At 46.5% G+C, this 17576-nt stretch carries 18 protein-coding genes; 11 read left to right on the top strand and 7 right to left on the bottom strand.

Annotated elements, in window-relative coordinates:
- Positions 1-5 precede the first annotated feature (5 nt).
- The 3 genes from purN to PNUC_RS09025 are packed head-to-tail and all read left to right on the top strand — an operon-like array spanning position 6 to position 3420.
- Positions 6-635: a phosphoribosylglycinamide formyltransferase gene (gene purN, locus PNUC_RS09035; protein WP_011903574.1), complete on the top strand. Its 630-nt coding sequence runs from the start codon at positions 6-8 to the stop codon at positions 633-635.
- Positions 632-2191, top strand: a complete 1560-nt coding sequence (locus PNUC_RS09030; protein WP_048812155.1) for an RsmB/NOP family class I SAM-dependent RNA methyltransferase — start codon at positions 632-634, stop codon at positions 2189-2191. Before purN ends, PNUC_RS09030 begins: the two co-directional genes overlap by 4 nt.
- 29 nt (positions 2192-2220) lie before the next feature.
- Positions 2221-3420 (top strand): DesA family fatty acid desaturase, encoded by a 1200-nt coding sequence (locus PNUC_RS09025; RefSeq protein ID WP_011903572.1) that lies wholly within the window; start codon positions 2221-2223, stop codon positions 3418-3420.
- A gap of 113 nt (positions 3421-3533) precedes the next feature.
- On the opposite strand, the gene rpmG is transcribed toward PNUC_RS09025, so the two are convergent.
- From rpmG to radC, 3 genes are all read right to left on the bottom strand, one after another.
- Positions 3534-3701: a 50S ribosomal protein L33 gene (gene rpmG / locus PNUC_RS09020; RefSeq protein WP_011903571.1), complete on the bottom strand. Its 168-nt coding sequence runs from the start codon at positions 3699-3701 to the stop codon at positions 3534-3536.
- Between the two features lie 11 nt (positions 3702-3712).
- Complete coding sequence (gene rpmB, locus PNUC_RS09015) at positions 3713-3946, bottom strand: 50S ribosomal protein L28 (protein ID WP_011903570.1); 234 nt, start codon at positions 3944-3946, stop codon at positions 3713-3715.
- A gap of 147 nt (positions 3947-4093) precedes the next feature.
- A complete protein-coding gene (gene radC, locus PNUC_RS09010) occupies positions 4094-4813 on the bottom strand; it encodes a RadC family protein (RefSeq protein WP_011903569.1) in 720 nt (239 codons plus the stop codon).
- 3 nt (positions 4814-4816) lie between these two features.
- Between radC and PNUC_RS09005 the strand changes: the two genes are divergently transcribed.
- The 7 genes from PNUC_RS09005 to PNUC_RS08975 all read left to right on the top strand — a co-directional run bounded on the left by PNUC_RS09005 (position 4817) and on the right by PNUC_RS08975 (position 10989).
- Positions 4817-5263 carry an FKBP-type peptidyl-prolyl cis-trans isomerase gene (locus PNUC_RS09005; protein WP_011903568.1) on the top strand — a complete coding sequence of 149 codons (447 nt, stop codon included), beginning with the start codon at positions 4817-4819 and terminating at the stop codon, positions 5261-5263.
- Positions 5264-5272: 9 nt separating this feature from the next.
- The gene (gene ispH / locus PNUC_RS09000; protein WP_011903567.1) at positions 5273-6208 is read left to right on the top strand and encodes a 4-hydroxy-3-methylbut-2-enyl diphosphate reductase; all 936 of its coding nucleotides are present in this window, start codon (positions 5273-5275) and stop codon (positions 6206-6208) included.
- 53 nt (positions 6209-6261) lie between these two features.
- On the top strand, positions 6262-7419 hold the full coding sequence (locus tag PNUC_RS08995; RefSeq protein WP_397428500.1) for a branched-chain amino acid ABC transporter substrate-binding protein: 1158 nt from the start codon (positions 6262-6264) through the stop codon (positions 7417-7419).
- Positions 7420-7486: 67 nt separating this feature from the next.
- A complete protein-coding gene (locus PNUC_RS08990) occupies positions 7487-8422 on the top strand; it encodes a branched-chain amino acid ABC transporter permease (RefSeq protein WP_011903565.1) in 936 nt (311 codons plus the stop codon).
- Entirely contained in the window at positions 8415-9506 is a 1092-nt protein-coding gene (locus PNUC_RS08985) for a branched-chain amino acid ABC transporter permease (RefSeq protein WP_011903564.1), read from the top strand. Before PNUC_RS08990 ends, PNUC_RS08985 begins: the two co-directional genes overlap by 8 nt.
- Positions 9503-10276 (top strand): ABC transporter ATP-binding protein, encoded by a 774-nt coding sequence (locus PNUC_RS08980; protein WP_011903563.1) that lies wholly within the window; start codon positions 9503-9505, stop codon positions 10274-10276. Before PNUC_RS08985 ends, PNUC_RS08980 begins: the two co-directional genes overlap by 4 nt.
- The gene (locus PNUC_RS08975; RefSeq protein ID WP_011903562.1) at positions 10276-10989 is read left to right on the top strand and encodes an ABC transporter ATP-binding protein; all 714 of its coding nucleotides are present in this window, start codon (positions 10276-10278) and stop codon (positions 10987-10989) included. The genes PNUC_RS08980 and PNUC_RS08975 overlap by 1 nt, the downstream gene beginning before the upstream one ends.
- A gap of 22 nt (positions 10990-11011) precedes the next feature.
- On the opposite strand, the gene PNUC_RS08970 is transcribed toward PNUC_RS08975, so the two are convergent.
- Both PNUC_RS08970 and PNUC_RS08965 read right to left on the bottom strand, forming a co-directional pair.
- Positions 11012-12205 (bottom strand): acetylornithine transaminase, encoded by a 1194-nt coding sequence (locus PNUC_RS08970; RefSeq protein WP_011903561.1) that lies wholly within the window; start codon positions 12203-12205, stop codon positions 11012-11014.
- A 61-nt stretch (positions 12206-12266) separates the two neighbouring features.
- Entirely contained in the window at positions 12267-13307 is a 1041-nt protein-coding gene (locus PNUC_RS08965; RefSeq protein WP_048812297.1) for a CDP-6-deoxy-delta-3,4-glucoseen reductase, read from the bottom strand.
- A gap of 27 nt (positions 13308-13334) precedes the next feature.
- Between PNUC_RS08965 and PNUC_RS08960 the strand changes: the two genes are divergently transcribed.
- Positions 13335-14231, top strand: coding sequence for an SDR family oxidoreductase (locus tag PNUC_RS08960; RefSeq protein ID WP_011903559.1), 897 nt, complete (start codon positions 13335-13337; stop codon positions 14229-14231).
- Here PNUC_RS08960 and PNUC_RS08955 read toward each other — a convergent pair.
- The gene (locus PNUC_RS08955) at positions 14212-15984 is read right to left on the bottom strand and encodes a glutamine--tRNA ligase/YqeY domain fusion protein (RefSeq protein WP_011903558.1); all 1773 of its coding nucleotides are present in this window, start codon (positions 15982-15984) and stop codon (positions 14212-14214) included. The two genes, PNUC_RS08960 and PNUC_RS08955, sit on opposite strands and share 20 nt — an antisense overlap.
- A gap of 84 nt (positions 15985-16068) precedes the next feature.
- A complete protein-coding gene (locus tag PNUC_RS08950) occupies positions 16069-17571 on the bottom strand; it encodes a tripartite tricarboxylate transporter permease (protein ID WP_011903557.1) in 1503 nt (500 codons plus the stop codon).
- Positions 17572-17576: the final 5 nt, after the last annotated feature.

The raw sequence follows: 17576 nt of genomic DNA, 5'->3' as shown, positions 1-17576 counted from the left end.
TGGGCATGCTTTCAATCGTTACCTTAATCTCAGGCCGCGGATCCAACTTCGAGGCGATCGTTAAAACTGCTCAAAAAGAGCAATGGCCCGTCAAATTTGCTGGCGTGATTGCCAACCACTCTGCGGCCAAGGGGCTTGATTTTGCTCGCTCACAGGGCATTCCAGCCTATGTAATCGAGCATAAAGAGCATGCAAGCCGTGAGTCCTTCGATGCAGCCCTGATTGAGCAAATTGATGCTCTAGGGGCTGATTTGGTTGTTTTGGCGGGCTTTATGAGAATTTTGACCCCCAGATTTATCCGTCATTTTGAGGGGCGTTTAATGAATATTCATCCTGCCTTGCTTCCAGCCTTTCCAGGTTTACATACCCACGAACGTGCTTTAGAGGCTGGAGTGAAGGAGCACGGTGCTACGGTGCACTTTGTAACAGAAGGTGTCGATGAGGGCCCAATCATCTGTCAGGCCTGTGTACCAGTGCTTGATGGAGATAGTGCCGATACCTTGGCAGCTCGAGTTTTGGCTGCTGAGCATCAGATTTACCCGCGGGCCGTAAAATGGTTCCTTGATGGACGATTGCGAATAGAAGGTAATCAAGTGAAGTTACAACCCCCAGAGTCGCAATTTATAAAATTATGAGTGCAGAACGTCCTCCCCGTAAATCAGGTAGCCGATTGGCGCCACATAAAAGTTACGCTACAAAGTCGAAAGATCCTTTACGTCGTCCCGAGCGTCGTAATGCGAGTGGCAACATCATTGCCCCAGAAGGTCAAAAGAATTTTTCGAATGCTAAAGCTTTGCCTCAGCACGCAATTCACTTGGAGCGATTACTCCCAGAATTACTCAGTTTTGAGCAGCCAGCTGATCGCGTAGTCAGTCGATATTTTCGTGCTGAGCCACAACTCGGTAATCGTGATCGCGCCTTAATCGCTGAGAGTGCTTTTGCTATTCTTCGCCGTAAAAATGAGTTCTCACAATTTGCTGTGAGTGGTGAAGGTTCACAGGCCAGACGCTTGGCCCTATTGGGTTTGCTGTCTGCTCTGTCAGAAGGTGGGTTAGGGTCTGCGAATCGGGCTGAAAGCGCGATTGCTGATTTAGCACACGTTCTCAAGCCAGGTGAGTACGAGTGGTTGCAACGTTTTGCAACAGTCGATCCTGCTGCCCTCAATCCCTTGGTGCGTAATAACTTACCAGAATGGTTATGGGATGCTTTTGGTAAATATCCCGGCGAAGATACTCGCGAAGAATTAGCCAAAGCATTAATGCATCCAGCCCTATTGGATTTGCGTGCAAACACTATGAAAACCACTCGCGAAGAATTGCTTGTGCAGATGAATGCACTAGGTGGTCGTTATCAAGCAATCCCCACTCCTTATGCACCAGATGGTGTACGCATTATGGGTAAGCCCGCCCTGCAAAATACTGCTGGCTTTAAAGCGGGCATGTTTGAGGTTCAGGACGAAGGTAGCCAACTCCTGGCCTATCTGCTCGCTCCAAAGCGTGGAGAAATGGTAGTAGATTTCTGCGCTGGTGCCGGTGGCAAGACTTTGGCTATTGGGGCTTTGATGCGCTCCACAGGACGTCTCTATGCCTTGGATACATCAGAGCGTCGTTTGGCGAATTTGAAGCCTAGGCAGGCTCGTAGCGGCCTTTCGAACGTACACCCTGTATGGATTGATAGCGAAAACGATTCCAAGATCAAGCGTCTGGCAGGAAAGATCGATCGCGTCTTGGTTGATGCCCCTTGTAGTGGAATGGGTACTTTGCGGCGCAATCCGGATCTCAAGTGGCGTCAGACTCCAGAAGGGGTTTTAGAGCTAAACGAGAAACAAATGAACATCTTGTCCTCTGCCAGCCGTTTATTAAAGCCCGGCGGTCGCCTCGTTTATGCAACCTGCAGCCTTTTGCCCCAAGAAAATCAACAAATTGCAGAAGCATTTCTGGAAAAGCACCCCAATTTTGAGGCAGTTCCTGCTGCAGAAGTTCTTAAACCATTGTTTCCAAAGGATAAATTACCTTTGGGCTGCAGTCTTGATAATCCATGGTGGCAATTGTGGCCTCATATTCATGGGACGGATGGTTTCTTTGGGGCTGTTTTTCAGAAAAAAGCCTCTGTTTCTGCCCTAACTGTCGATAAAGATGACGAAAAGTCGGTAAAAGTCAAAAGCAAGAAAGTAGTTAAAGAACTAAAATAGGGTTTTAGATCTTTCTAGGGATACCCTTTTTGAACTCAGCTTCTGTCTCAGGTTTTGATTTATTCCTTAACTGGCTATCCAACGGCTACCTTAACTGGGCTTGGTGGCAAATCGTAGTCTTCACCTTGGTGGTGACGCACATCACGATTGCTGGCGTGACTATCTTCTTGCATCGTTGTCAAGCACACCGTGCCCTAGATCTGCATCCGATCATGTCCCACTTTTTCCGGTTTTGGCTCTGGCTGACAACCGGCATGGTTACTAAACAATGGGCAGCCATTCATCGTAAGCACCACGCCAAATGCGAGACGGTAGATGATCCGCATAGCCCACAAATTTTAGGTATTGGAACAGTGTTGTCTCGTGGAGCTGAGCTTTACAAAAAAGAATCCCACAATCAAGAAACCTTAGACAAATTTGGTCACGGCACACCAGATGACTGGGTCGAGCACAACGTCTACTCTAAATTCTCATGGCAGGGTGTAGCGCTGATGCTCATCATTGATGTGTTCTTGTTTGGCGCAATTGGCCTAACAGTCTGGGCAGTGCAAATGCTCTGGATACCAATTACTGCTGCTGGAATTATTAATGGTATCGGTCACTATCTAGGCTATCGCAATTACGAATGTGAAGATGCGTCCACCAATATTTTTCCTTGGGGTATTTTGATTGGTGGTGAAGAATTGCATAACAACCATCACACCTTTGCAACCAGTGCGAAGCTTTCTAGCAAGTGGTATGAGTTTGATATTGGCTGGATGTACATTCAGATAATGAGTGCCGTGGGCTTGGCCAAAGTGAAGAAGACTTCACCTAAGCCAGTACTTAGTGACTTGCGTCCTGCGGATCAAGGAACACTCGAAGCCATCATCGCAAACCGTTATGAAATTATGGCGCGCTACAGCAAAACACTGCGCAGCTTTTTTAATAACGAGGTACAGCACATGCAAGTGTTGGCGACCCATCTAAAGGACGCTCGCACTTGGCTTGGCAAGGATGAAGCGCATTTAACTGTTGATGAGAAGACGAAGCTAGAAGAGTTGATGGCAACAAATGCACAGTTACGCAAAATGATTGAAATGCGCCGTGATCTGCAAGCGATTTGGGGTCGTTCTAATGCGACAGGCGAGCAACTTGTATCTCAATTACATTCCTGGTGTCAGCGTGCAGAAGATAGCGGCCTTACGAGCTTACGTGAATTCTCTTTAAGGTTACGCCGTTACGCTTAAGCAATAAAGGCGTAATAGCCTCTAAGAATTCTTCTTGGAGGCTTAGACAATAAAAAACCCGCTGATATAGCGGGTTTTTTTTTTTTGCAAGAAACAAGTATTGAATGAATACTTTATTTCAGCTTTGTTTCTTTGTAAGCTACGTGCTTGCGAATAGTTGGATCGTACTTCATGAGTTCCATCTTTTCAGGCTTTGTACGCTTGTTTTTTGAAGTTGTGTAGAAGTGACCAGTACCAGCTGATGACTCTAACTTGATTTTTTCTCTGCCGCCTTTAGCCATTTGTGCGCTCCTTAAATTTCGCCACGTGCACGTAAATCAGACAACACGGCATCGATGCCGTTTTTGTCGATAACGCGCAAACCAGCGTTGGTTAAGCGCAAGCTAATCCAACGGTTTTCAGATTCAACCCAGAAACGACGGTTTTGCAGATTAGGCAAAAAGCGACGCTTCGTTTTATTGTTTGCATGGGATACATTGTTGCCAACCATCGGCTTCTTCCCAGTGACTTGGCAAACTTTTGCCATGACATAACTCCATTAATTGCGAAAAAAGAAGATTGTATCAGTCAAAGACTATTTTCGGCTAGCCCTGAATGGCTTTAGTAAGAGGGATTTAGGGTTAAAGATGCCTAAATAGCTATAAATCTGATAATAAGTTAGTAATTACTATCGTCAATCATCATGATTCATAAGGCCTGATTCAGAAAAAGAGAAAAAACCACTGCTACTCACAATGCAGTGATCTAAAAGTGAAATATCAACCCATTGCAAGGCTTTGAGTAGTGTTTGAGTGAGATCTTGGTCAGCCTGACTAGGTAATGGGTTGCCGCTAGGGTGGTTATGAGCCACGATCAGGGCGCTGGCATTTCTAGATAGGGCTTCTTTGAGAATTTCTCGTGGGTATACGGCTGTTTGGGTGATTGAGCCCCTAAAGAGCTCCTGACACTCAATCAGATGCAGTCTGGGGTCAAGGTATAGGCATAAAAAGACTTCATGGGGAAGGCGGCCAATTTTGCTTTGAAGGTACTCTTTGACATGTCCGGGCGAGGAGAAAATACTGTTTTGAGCAAGACCCTCTTCCAAGCTTCTTTTAACAAGCTCATAGGCAGCCTGTATTTGAGACCATTTCGAAAGGCCCATGCCATGAATGCGAATAAATTCCTCTGGAGTGCTGGCTAAAAGGCGAGGAAGGCTGCCAAAGTAATGCAGCAGATCTTTTGCCAGGGTTACGGCACTCTTTCCTTTAACGCCAACGCGTAAAAAAATTGCGAGCAATTCAGCATCAGTGAGGGCTCGGGCGCCATGGATTCGCAGCTTCTCCCTTGGCTGCTCGCTTTTGGGCCAATTTGGTATCGAGGAGTGCAGATTCGGTGTCGGCCTAGATACAATCACCTTATGACTAAGCTTACTGTTTTGCCTAATTCCTTCTTGACCCTCAACTATCGGCTCACCCTGCCTAGCGGGGAGGATTACATCAATACTTTTATCGATCGGCCTGCGACGGTTTTGATGGGATCTGGACAATTTGCACCTTGTTTTGAAAAAGTATTGTTGGGTCTTAGTGTTGGCGAGAAAAAAAGCGAGTTACTAGAACCCGGAGAAAGTTTTGGCGATCGCAAAGAAGATTTGGTGCAATGGGTTTCTTTGAAAGCTCTTAAAGAAGGTCGCGATGACGATGCAGAATTTAATCCAGGGGATGTGATTGAATTTAATGCGCCTGGTGGCGCGCAATATGCCGGAGTCTTGCAGTCGATTGATGATGAAGGCGCCTGGTTTGATTTCAATCATCCCTTGGCTGGCAGAGCGGTCACGTTCGAAGCCGAGATTGTTGCCATCCTCTAAGGGATAAGAATGTCTGATAACGCAGAAATTTTGATGGCCCAACCCCGTGGTTTTTGTGCGGGCGTTGATCGTGCTATCAATATTGTGAATGAAGCGCTGACCCGTTTTGGCCCGCCAATTTATGTACGTCATGAAATTGTGCACAACGCCTATGTTGTAAATGAGTTGCGTAACAAGGGCGCTGTATTTGTGGATGAGTTGGACGAAGTGCCCAAGGGTGGAATTGTGGTCTTTAGCGCGCATGGTGTTTCGCAAGAGGTTCGTGTAGATGCCGAGGAGCGTGGCTTGCAGGTCTATGACGCCACCTGCCCTTTGGTAACCAAGGTACATTTGGAAGTCATCAAAATGTGTAAAGAGGGCTTTACAGTGTTGATGATTGGTCATGCAGGCCATCCCGAAGTTGAGGGGACTATGGGCCAGGTAAAAGAAGGTGTTTTCTTGATTGAAAAAGTCAGCGATGTGGATACGCTGACATTCCCAGCTAGTGAGAAGATAGCCTTTGTTACCCAGACTACGCTTTCAGTTGATGAGACAAAAGAAATTGTTGAAGCACTCACTAAAAAATTCCCCAATATCGTTCAGCCTCGCAAACAAGATATTTGTTACGCAACGCAAAATCGTCAAGATGCTGTGAAATTTATGGCACCTCAAGTAGAGCTCGTTATTGTGGTTGGTAGTGCGGCGAGTTCGAACTCGAATCGTTTGCGCGAATTATCGGAAAAATTAGGAGTGCCATCCTACATGGTCGATGCGCCTGAGCAATTAAAACCGGAATGGTTTGTAGGTAAAAAACGGATTGGCCTTACTGCTGGGGCATCTGCTCCCGAAAGTTTGGCGCAATCGATTGTGAATAAGATTCAAGAGTTTGGACCAAGACACGTACGTGCCTTGCCTGGAGTAGTGGAAGACATCACCTTCTCACTGCCAAAAAATTTAGTCGACTGAAGTATTGATTCATAACCAAGGAGCTGTAGATGAGTAGATCCAAAGTGAACTTTATGAAGAGTGCTATTGCTTTATCAGCAACAGCATTGATCCTGGCTGGTTGCGGAAAAGGTGGCGATAAGTCAGCAGCTATTCCAGCAGATGCGGTAGAGGTGAAGATTGGTCATGTGGCCCCACTAACTGGCCCGATCGCGCATTTAGGCAAAGACAATGAGAACGGTGCTCGTCTTGCTGTTGAGGAAATCAATAAGTCTGGATTAACCATTGACGGCAAAAAAGTGGTTTTGACTTTGGTGCCCGAAGATGATGCAGAAGATCCTAAAACAGCCACTCAGGTTGCGCAAAAATTAGTGGACGCAAAAGTAGTTGGAGTGGTGGGGCATTTGAACTCTGGTACTAGTATTCCGGCATCTAAGATTTATAGCGATGCTGGCATTACCCAAATCTCCCCTTCAGCTACGAACCCTGACTATACAAAGCAAGGTTTTAAAACGACCTACCGTCTAGTTGCTACTGATGCACAGCAAGGCCCAGCATTGGCAAACTATGTTGCGCATACCTTGAAGGCAAAGACTGTTGCGATCATTGATGATTCAACACAATATGGCAAAGGTTTGGCTGACGAGTTTGAGAAGACAGCTAAAGCGGAAGGCGTTAAGGTGGTTACTCGTGAAGCGAGCAATAACAAGGCGACTGATTTCAAAGCCATTTTGACCAAAATCAAGGGTAGTAAGCCAGACGTCATCATGTACGGCGGCATGGATGCTACTGGCGGTCCGTTAACCAAGCAAGCAGCAGAGCTCGGCATTAAAGCAAAAGTCGTTGGTGGAGATGGTATGTGTACCGAGAAGCTGGCTGAACTCGCTGGCGATGCTGTTGTCAATGTGACTTGCTCTGAAGCAGGCAAGGCGCTTTCTAAGATGCCACAGGGTGCTGATTTCCAAAAACGCTACAAAGAACGCTTTAATTCTGAAGTGCAAATCTACGCTCCATTTACATACGATGCAGTATATGTATTGGTTGATTCTATGAAGCGTGCAAACTCTACAGATCCTGCCAAGATTTTATTGGTTATGCCTGATACCAAAATGAATGGCTTGGTAGGCAATATTGCTTTTGATAACAAGGGTGATATGAAAGAAGGCGTTATTACTTTGTATGACTTCAAAGACAAAAAGAAAACAGTGCTAGATGTAATTAATGTGCAATAAAAATTCAAAAGAGCGCCACATTAGTGGTGCTCTTTTTTATTGCTTAAATTACTCACTCAATTCTTAGATGGATATATTTCTTCAGCAAATTATTAATGGCTTAGTGCTGGGGAGTATTTACGCCTTAATTGCTTTGGGCTACACCATGGTCTATGGTGTTCTGGGCATCATTAACTTCGCCCATGGTGAGGTACTGATGATCGGCGCAATGGTCTCGCTTTCATTATTGCGCTTGATTTTGAGCTGGACAAGCGATTTACCTGGATGGCTAACTCTACTGATTGTTTTGCCTGTAACAATGGCGGTCTGTGCCGGCCTGAGCTACTGGATTGAGCGTATTGCTTATCGACCTTTGCGTAATGCGCCGCGTTTAGCGCCACTGATATCGGCAATTGGTATGTCGATTTTGCTGCAAACGATTGCGATGATGATTTGGTCTAGAAACCCAATGACTTATCCACAGTTATTACCTTCAGCCCCGATTGAGCTCGGGAGTACTGGTGCCACCATTACCGGCAAAGAAATCATCATTATTGTTGTGGCATTACTCGTGATGTGCGGATTGCTGTTCTTGGTTGAAAAAACCAAACTCGGTAGAGCCATGCGCGCCACCGCTGAGCAAACGCAAATTGCCGCTTTGATGGGTGTCAATCCTAATCGCGTAATCTCAATTACGTTTATGTTGGGTGGTGCCTTAGCGGGGTTAGCCGGCGTTATGATTGCGAGTAACTATGGCAATGTCCATTTTTATATGGGTTTTATTCCAGGGTTAAAAGCATTTACTGCTGCCGTCTTAGGAGGCATTGGAAATCTTCAAGGTGCCATGCTGGGTGGATTGCTTTTGGGATTAATTGAGGCCTTAGGTGCGGGCTATATCGGCGAACTGACTGGAGGTGTATTTGGTTCAAACTACCAAGACATCTTTGCTTTCTTGGTATTAATTTTAGTATTGGTATTACGCCCAACTGGTTTGCTGGGTGAGAAGGTATCTGATCGTGCTTAAGAAGATCGCCTCCAACCACTTAAACAAAACTACCTATCTTTGGCTTGGTGTATTGACTTTATTACTATTACCTTGGGTGGTAGGTGCGGCTGGTGGAAATTACTGGGTGCGAGTTCTTGATTTTGCTTTGCTCTACGTCGTTCTGGCATTAGGGCTCAATGTAGTTGTTGGCTTTGCTGGTTTGCTTGATTTAGGGTACATCGCTTTTTATGCTCTGGGCGCGTACAGCTTTGCTTTATTGGCTTCCCCCCATTTGCCTCAACAGTTTGAAGCTGTTGCCGCTGCCTTTCCAGAAGGTATGCATTTTTCACCATGGATGGTGGCGATCTTCGCTATTGTTTTGGCTGCCTTATTTGGGGTTATTTTAGGATTACCAACCCTGCAGCTGCGGGGTGATTACTTAGCAATTGTGACCTTGGGCTTTGGAGAGATTATTCGCATCTTTATGAATAATTTAGACCGTCCGTTAAACCTAACCAATGGCCCCAAGGGAATAACCAAGATTGATCCTTTGCAAGTTTTTGGGATCTCTTTTGCGAAGACCTTGGATTTGGGTTTTGTCAAAATCCCTAGTTTGTATTTAGTGTTTTATTTGTTTCTTGTGTTAGCAACTACGGTTGCATTCATCTGCATGCATTTGCAAAACTCTCGAATTGGGCGAGCATGGGTAGCCATACGCGAGGATGAAATCGCAGCAAAGGCGATGGGTATCAATACTCGCAACATGAAGCTGTTGGCTTTTGCGATTGGTGCTTCCTTTGCTGGTGTTGCGGGCGTTCTCTTTGCGGCCTTTCAGGGGTTTGTTTCGCCAGAGTCATTTACCCTTTGGGAATCTATTGTGGTTCTCGCTATGGTGGTTTTAGGTGGAATTGGTCATATCCCTGGAGTGATTCTGGGTGCAGTGGTATTAGCAGTTTTCCCTGAAGTATTGCGGGGTATCGCCGAGCCACTGCAAAAAGCCCTTTTTGGTCATGTGATTGTCGATGTTGAAGTGATTCGTCAATTAATTTATGGATTGGCGCTGATATTGATCATGTTGTATCGCCCTGGCGGTATTTGGCAAAAGCAGGAAGTGCAGTCATGAGTGCTCACTTACTGTTAGACGTGACCGATGTCTCCAAACGTTTTGGCGGAGTGCAAGCTCTAGATTCTGTAGGGCTTCAAGTGCCACATGGATCCATCGTAGGATTAATTGGCCCCAATGGTGCTGGTAAGACCACCTTCTTTAATGTCATTACCGGGCTCTATCCAGCAGATTCTGGAATCTTTTTATTTGATGGCAAATCGTACTTCCCCCAATCTGTTTCCCAAGTAACTAAAGCTGGTCTAGCCAGAACCTTCCAGAACATTCGACTGTTTGGGGAAATGACTGTGCTCGAGAATGTCATGGTGGGTTGCCACTGCCGCTCAAAAGCCGGACTGCTTGGCGCTATCTTTCGCTTTCCATCTACTAGGCGAGAAGAGCGGGCAATTCGCGATAAATCGCATGCACTACTCGCTTATGTTGGATTAAGCGAATACGCAAACATGCAGGCACGCAATCTCTCGTATGGTCATCAACGTCGCCTAGAAATCGCCCGTGCTTTAGCTACTGAGCCAAAACTATTGGCCTTGGATGAGCCTGCAGCAGGAATGAATGCCACTGAAAAATTGGAATTGCGTGAATTGTTATTGCGTATTCGTGCCGATGGCAAAACAATCTTGCTGATTGAGCATGATGTGAGTTTGGTAATGGGTATTTGCGATAGCCTCACCGTATTGGACTATGGCAAAGTGATTGCCTCAGGTAAGCCAGCTGATGTGCGAGGCCATCCTGAAGTCATTAGAGCGTATTTAGGGCAGGGAGCTGTTTAATGAGCGTCCTACTGAATGTTCGTGATTTAAAAGTTGCCTACGGTGGCATTAATGCCGTCAAAGGCATTGATCTGCACGTCAATCGAGGTGAATTGGTTGCTTTGATCGGCGCTAATGGTGCAGGTAAGAGCTCAACCCTAAAAGCCATTGCGGGTTTGTTAACTCCGGCAGGTGGAGAGATTCAGTTTTTGGATCATCAGACCAATCGCTTGCCTGCCTATGAATTAGTTCAACTTGGTTTGGGTTTGGTGCCAGAGGGTCGCGGCGTATTTAAACGCATGACGATTCTGGAAAACTTACAGATGGGTGCTTTTTTAAAAAAAGACCCTAAGGCTATTCAGCAAAAGTTAGAGGAAGTGTTCTCTTATTTCCCAAGACTCAAAGAGCGTTTATCGCAGCTGGCAGGAACGCTCTCAGGTGGTGAACAGCAAATGGTAGCTATGGGAAGGGCGATGATGGCTGAACCCAAGCTGCTCTTATTGGACGAGCCCTCTATGGGCTTATCTCCCATCATGGTGGAAACCATTTTTGATGTTGTTAAAACGCTTTCGGCAAGTGGTATGACTATTCTACTAGTTGAGCAAAATGCACGCTTAGCTTTGCAGATGGCTAGCCGCGCTTATGTCATGGAGAGCGGCCTCATTACCTTCAGTGGGTCGGGCCAAGAATTACTGCAAGATTCTCGAGTACGTACTGCCTATTTAGGGGAATAAATAAGTAAATGCAGGTGGCGGTTTAAGCTACTTCTTTCAGTAGCTCACGCAACATGCCACACATTTGCAGGATTTCATCGTCGCTCACATTTAATGCTGGCATAAAACGGAGTAAGTTTGGTCTTGGTGAGTTAATTAATAAACCCTCAGGACTACGTTCACGAGCAAGTTCAACAAGTTTGCCGCCGATATCGTTACCTAGCATTAATGCGCGGAGCAAACCTTCGCCACGTTCACCCTCTAGACCAAATTCAGCAGACAGTTCTAATAACTCTAATTTCAGTAATTCCCCTTTAGCTTTAACGCTATCCAAAAAGCCAGGAGCAAGCAATTGTTCAATCACGCTAATACCTACAGCAGTCATGAGCGGGTTGCCGTTGTAGGTACCACCTTGGTCGCCAGGCACAAAGCAAGCAACTGCATCGGTAGCTAAGAGTGCAGCTAGCGGTACTCCGCCACCAATACCTTTGCCTAGGGTCATGATGTCTGGCTTAATGCCATAGTGCTGGTAAGCGAAGAGGGTTCCGGTACGACCGCATCCTGCTTGGACTTCATCACAGATGAGGAGAATGTTGTTTTCCTTGGTGAGCTTGCGTAGCTCACGCATAAATTCTTGGGTTGCGGGAATGACGCCACCTTCACCTTGCACTGGCTCAATCATCACAGCTACGGTTTTATCGGTCACGAGTTTTTTAACGGACTCCAAGTCATTCAAGTCTGCCTTTGGAAAGCCGGCTACTTGGGGAGCAAACATCGTGTCCCAATTGGGTTTGCCAGAGGCGCTCATCGTAGCTAAAGTACGACCATGAAAACTATGATCAAAAGTGATAATTTCAAAGGCACCTGATTTATTCAGTTGACCCCATTTGCGCGCTAACTTAATTGCGCCTTCGTTGGCCTCAGCACCGCTGTTGGCAAAAAAGACTTTGTTAAAGCAGCTATTGGTAGTCAGTAAATTTGACAAGCCAATCATAGGCTCGTTATAAAAAGCAGGACTGGGATTAATGAGCTTTTTTGCTTGCGCATTGAGGGCTTCAATCATTCCAGGGTTGCCATGGCCCAAGCAGTTGACTGCCCAACCTTGTAGGAAGTCTAAATAGCGTTTACCGTTGTTGTCTACTAACCATGAGCCCTTACCTTCAACCATGATTACGTCAGGGCGCGGAGTAATAAACATCACTGAGTGGGTGTCGATGGCTTGTATTGGCTTATTCATACGGTTTCAGGGTGGTAGGTCAAAAGGCGAATGAGGTGTCTATTATCCCGCTTTATCGAATTTAGTTTGCGGCTAAATCAGCTGCGCTAGTAAAGGAGTCGGCAAAGAATTCTTCCTCAGGAAGATGGCATTTTGATGAAAAGTCATTTCGTGCCGCATTGACCATAACGGGGGCGCCACAGGCATAGACCTGAAACTCTGTGAGATCGGGGTGATCTGCCATGACGGCTTGATGAACAAAGCCGGAGCGACCTTGCCAAGCATCTTCTGCCGTTCCATCCGAAATGACGGGCACATATTTAAAGTTCGGCATCTCTTTTTCCCAGGATTGGCAAAGAGAATCGAGATACAGATCAGCAGGACGCCGTCCACCCCAATAAAGGGAAATAGGCCGCTGAATCTTTTTAGCCCGCATTTGCTCAATGATGGATTTAATTGGCGCAAAGCCGGTGCCAGCCGCTAGAAAAATAATGGGCTTTTTAGAATCTTCTCTGAGGAAAAAACTACCAAGCGGGCCTTCAAATCGCAAGATATCTTTTTCTTTCAGTGCAGGTGTTGCGACCCCAAAAACAAAATCAGTGAAGAGGCCGCCAGGCATATGGCGAATATGAAGTTCAAGAGGACCTTCTTGTTCGGGGGCATTCGCAATCGAGTAGGCGCGACGTTGGCCATCCTTGAGTAGGAACTCCAAATACTGGCCAGCCAGGAACTGAAAGCGTTCAGCTGCAGGAAGCTGTAACTTCAAAATAGCTACATCATTGCTAGGCTTGCTGATCTCGTTTACACGACAAGGCACCTTGCGAATAGCGATATCTCCCGATCCTTCTACTTCACGGGCTTCAATGAGTAGGTCAGACTGGGGATGGGCACAGCAAAATAAAATGCCGCCTGCAGTCTCTTCGGTTTTACTCAAAGCATTTTCGCTATGCTGGCCATGGTTGACTTGACCTTCTAGGATCTTACCTTTGCAGGATCCACAGGCCCCATTTTTGCAGCCATAGGGCAGCTTAATCCCTTGGCGCAAAGCGGCTTCCAGAACATTTTCATCTGGAGTAACGGTAAATTGTTTGCCGCTCTTTTTGAGCGTGACCTGATAAGACACTCTCATTCCTTTCAATAAATCGTTACGATGTTACTTATGCAATCTTTTGGTAAACCTTCTGTCCTGATTATTGGCTGCGGTGACATTGGTCTTCGAGTGGCTAAACAGCTATCTCGCAGTCATCGGGTCTTTGCATTGACATCCTCGCCAAATCGCCTTCAGGAGTTGAGGGGGGTTGGCGCTATTCCAATTGTGGGGAATTTAGATCAGCCAGAAACTTTATGGCGTCTTTCAAATTTGGCGCAAACCGTCATTCATTTAGCGCCCCCTCAAAATCATGGAAATCGCGATTACCGAACCCGCAACCTGTTGAGAATTTTAGCCCAAGGGCCCAATACCGTCAGGCGCCTGATCTATATCAGCACTACCGGTGTCTACGGTGACCATCAGGGCGCCAAAGTGGACGAGGCAAGCCCTGTAAACCCTCAAAGTGAGCGAGCCAAGCGTAGGGTGGATGCAGAGCGGACTTTACGCTTATGGGCTCCTGCCCATGGCGTCAGTCTCACTATTTTGCGAGTACCTGGTATCTATGCGGCCGACCGTTTACCTCTTGACCGATTGAAGTCTGGCACCCCAGCGCTGATTCCTGGCGAGGACGCTTATTCAAACCATATCCATAGCGATGATTTAGCAAGACTCGTTTGTGCAGCGGTCTATCGTGGCAAGCCGCAACGAATTATTAATACATGTGATGGTGGTGAAACCAAGATGGGTGACTACTTTGATGAAGTGGCAGATGCATTCGGTTTACAAAGACCCTCCAGATTGCCGGCAAGCGAGTTACAGCCATTGGTAAGCCCCATGCTCTGGTCGTTTATGCGTGAATCCAGACGGGTAACTAATAAGCGCTTACAAGAATTAAAAACCCCGCTACGTTATCCCAGCGTAGCGGATTTTCTGAAAACTATTTCCAAGAATCCTTAAGACCAACAGTCCTGTTAAATACAGGCTTGCCTGGCGCAGAATCATTCTGATCCGCAACGAAATAACCATGACGCTCAAACTGAAAGCGATCTTCTGGTTTTACGTCTTTCATGCAAGGCTCTAAATAGGCCTTGATGGTTTCTTTGGAGTGGGGGTTAATCGTATCCAAGAAATTTTTATCGCCACTATCTGGATGGGGGTCAGTAAAGAGGTGGTCGTACAAACGCACTTCAGCGGGGATTGCTTCAGCCGCGCTAATCCAGTGAATATTGCCTTTTACTTTGTAGTTATTGGATCCAGGTGTGCCACTCTTGCTATCAGGGAAGTAATTGACGTTTACTTGAGTGATATTGCCCTTGGCATCAGTCTCAAAGTCAGTGCACTCCACTACAAATCCATGGCGTAAACGCACGCGACTACCCGGCTGATCACCAATAGGTGGGTAGAGTCTAAAGAAACCCTTCACAGGTTCCTGCATAAAGTCATCCGCCTCAATCCAGAGCTCTTTAGTGAAGTTAAATTCACGATTGCCCCACTCAGGGTGATGTGGATGGCGTGGTGCAGAGCATGCCTCACTGTGAGCGGCATCAAAATTTTCTACTACCAACTTAAGGGGTTTTAGCACTGCAGTAGCTCTTGGTGCTCTTGCCTCTAGATCATCACGCAGAGCTTGATCTAGCGTGCTCATATCAATCCAACTATCGGCTTTCGAAACACCAATGCGTTCGCAAAATAAGCGGATGCTTTCTGGGGTGTAACCACGACGACGGATACCGACAATCGTTGGCATGCGCGGATCATCCCAGCCTTCAACATGCTGCTCTTCTACGAGTTGCAATAATTTACGCTTACTCGTAATGGTATAGGTAAGGTTAAGCCGTGCAAATTCATATTGATGCGGGACTGGGTCCTTGAAGACACCTAATTCTTTTAAGGAATTGACGATCCAGTCATAGAGCGGCCGATTGTTTTCAAACTCTAGCGTGCAAATAGAGTGGGAAACATTTTCTAAGGCATCCGAAATGCAGTGGGTGAAGTCATATAAGGGATAGATACACCATTTACTGCCCGTGCGGTGGTGGTCAGTATGTCGAATACGGTAGACCACAGGATCACGCATCACGATGTTAGGGTGTGCCATGTCAATCTTCAGGCGCAACACATGTTCACCATCTTTGAACTTGCCATCCCGCATCTCGCGGAATAGTTGAAGATTTTCGTCGGGAGTACGCTCGCGGTAAGGGCTATTTTTTCCAACCTGTCCAAAGTTACCGCGGTTGGTGTGAATGTCATCAGCGCTTTGGCTATCGACATAGGCTTTGCTGTTTTGAATCAGAATTTCTGCGAACTCATAGAGTCGATCAAAGTAATCGCTGGCGTGGTAAAGATGAGTACCCCAATCAAAGCCGAGCCATTTCACTGCATCCAAAATACTGTCAGCGTATTCCACATCTTCTTTGACGGGATTGGTATCGTCCAAACGCATATTGCAGCGTGCACCACCCGATTGGTTGTTGTAATCGGCCGCCAAGCCAAAGTTCAAACAAATACTTTTTGCGTGACCAATATGAAGGTAACCATTAGGCTCGGGCGGAAAGCGGGTAATGATAGAGGGAATAGCTTCACCAGCCAAATTCGTGCGCTGTGCAAAAGCCCCACTAGCTAAATCATGATCAATGATCTGGCGTAAAAAGTTGGAGGGCTCGGCGATTGCGCCAGCGGCTGATTTGGTAGGTTTGCTATCTTGGGACATAGCCACATTGTAGAGAAAACCCCCAGCCCATAAAGAAAAAGCCCGCAGATTGCTGCGGGCTCGTTTCTATTGAAGCATTAAACCTTAATCTTCGACGAAAGCCTCTTCACGAGTCTTTTTCACCGCCGGCAAGGTTACCATCACCACCAAAAGGGCAGAGGCAATAAGCAGGCCAAGAGACAGCGGACGGGTAACGAAAGTAGTGAAATCACCGCGGGACAGCAAGAGGGCGCGACGGAAGTTCTCTTCCATCATTGGTCCTAAAACGAAGCCCAAGAGTAATGGAGGTGGCTCACAACCGAGCTTAAAGAACAGGTAACCAATGATGCCAAAGGCGGCTGTAACGTAGACATCAAATACGGTGTTGTTTACGGTATAGACACCAATACAGCAGAAAACCAAGATGGCTGGATACATAAAGCGATAAGGAATCTTCAAGAGTTTTACCCAAATACCAATAAGGGGTAAGTTCAAGAGGATCAACATCACGTTACCAATCCACATAGAAGCGATCAGACCCCAGAACAAAGCAGGGTTGCTGGTCATAACTTGTGGACCAGGCTGAATATTATGAATAGTCATTGCACCGACCATCAAAGCCATCACCGCATTTGGCGGAATACCTAAGGTAAGTAAAGGAATGAATGAGGTTTGGGCAGCAGCATTGTTTGCTGACTCTGGACCAGCTACACCCTCAATCGCACCCTTACCAAACTCATGACTGTATTTGGAGGATTTTTTCTCGACAGAGTAGGCGCCGAAAGATGCCAAGGCTGCTCCTCCGCCTGGCAGGATGCCTAAAATTGAGCCAATAAAAGTACCGCGCAAGATAGAAGGAATCATGCGCTTCACGTCTTCCTTGGTAGGAATCATGGTGGTCATCTTATTGAGGAAGCCTTCATCCTCATCGGTCTTCTCAAGGTTGCCCATGATTTCTGCGAAACCGAATACACCCATAGCAACAGATACGAAACCAATACCATCACTTAATTCAGGGATATCAAACGCATAACGCGATACACCCGAGTTCACGTCAGTACCGATCAAGCCCATCAATAATCCCAATACGATCATGCCGATCGCTTTGATCAGAGAGCCAGATGCTAAGACCACCGCACCAATCAAACCTAAGACCATGAGTGAGAAATATTCAGCAGGTCCAAATTTAAATGCGAGCTGTGAGAGTGGGGCAGCAAAGGCAGCTAACACTAGAGTAGCCACGCAACCAGCAAAGAAGGACCCCATACCAGCAGTAAACAATGCCACGCCCGCTCGACCATTTCGGGCCATTTGATAACCGTCGATCGCCGTCACCACCGAGGAGGTTTCTCCGGGAATGTTGAGCAAAATCGCAGTAGTTGAACCCCCATATTGAGAGCCGTAGTAAATACCGGCCAACATAATCAAAGCCGCGATAGGAGGCAGAGCATAGGTAGCTGGTAAAAGCATCGCAATAGTCGCGATTGGGCCTAAGCCAGGAAGTACGCCAATCAAGGTTCCTAGTACGCAACCAATGAGGCAGTAGAGAAGATTTTGTAAAGTAAAGGCGGTATCGAAACCGAGAGCTAAATTAGCAAATAAGTCCATTTTTT

The sequence above is a fragment of the Polynucleobacter asymbioticus QLW-P1DMWA-1 genome, from assembly GCF_000016345.1.
GTDB classification, from domain to species: Bacteria; Pseudomonadota; Gammaproteobacteria; order Burkholderiales; family Burkholderiaceae; genus Polynucleobacter; species Polynucleobacter asymbioticus.
This window is presented reverse-complemented; position numbering and strand designations above follow the sequence as displayed.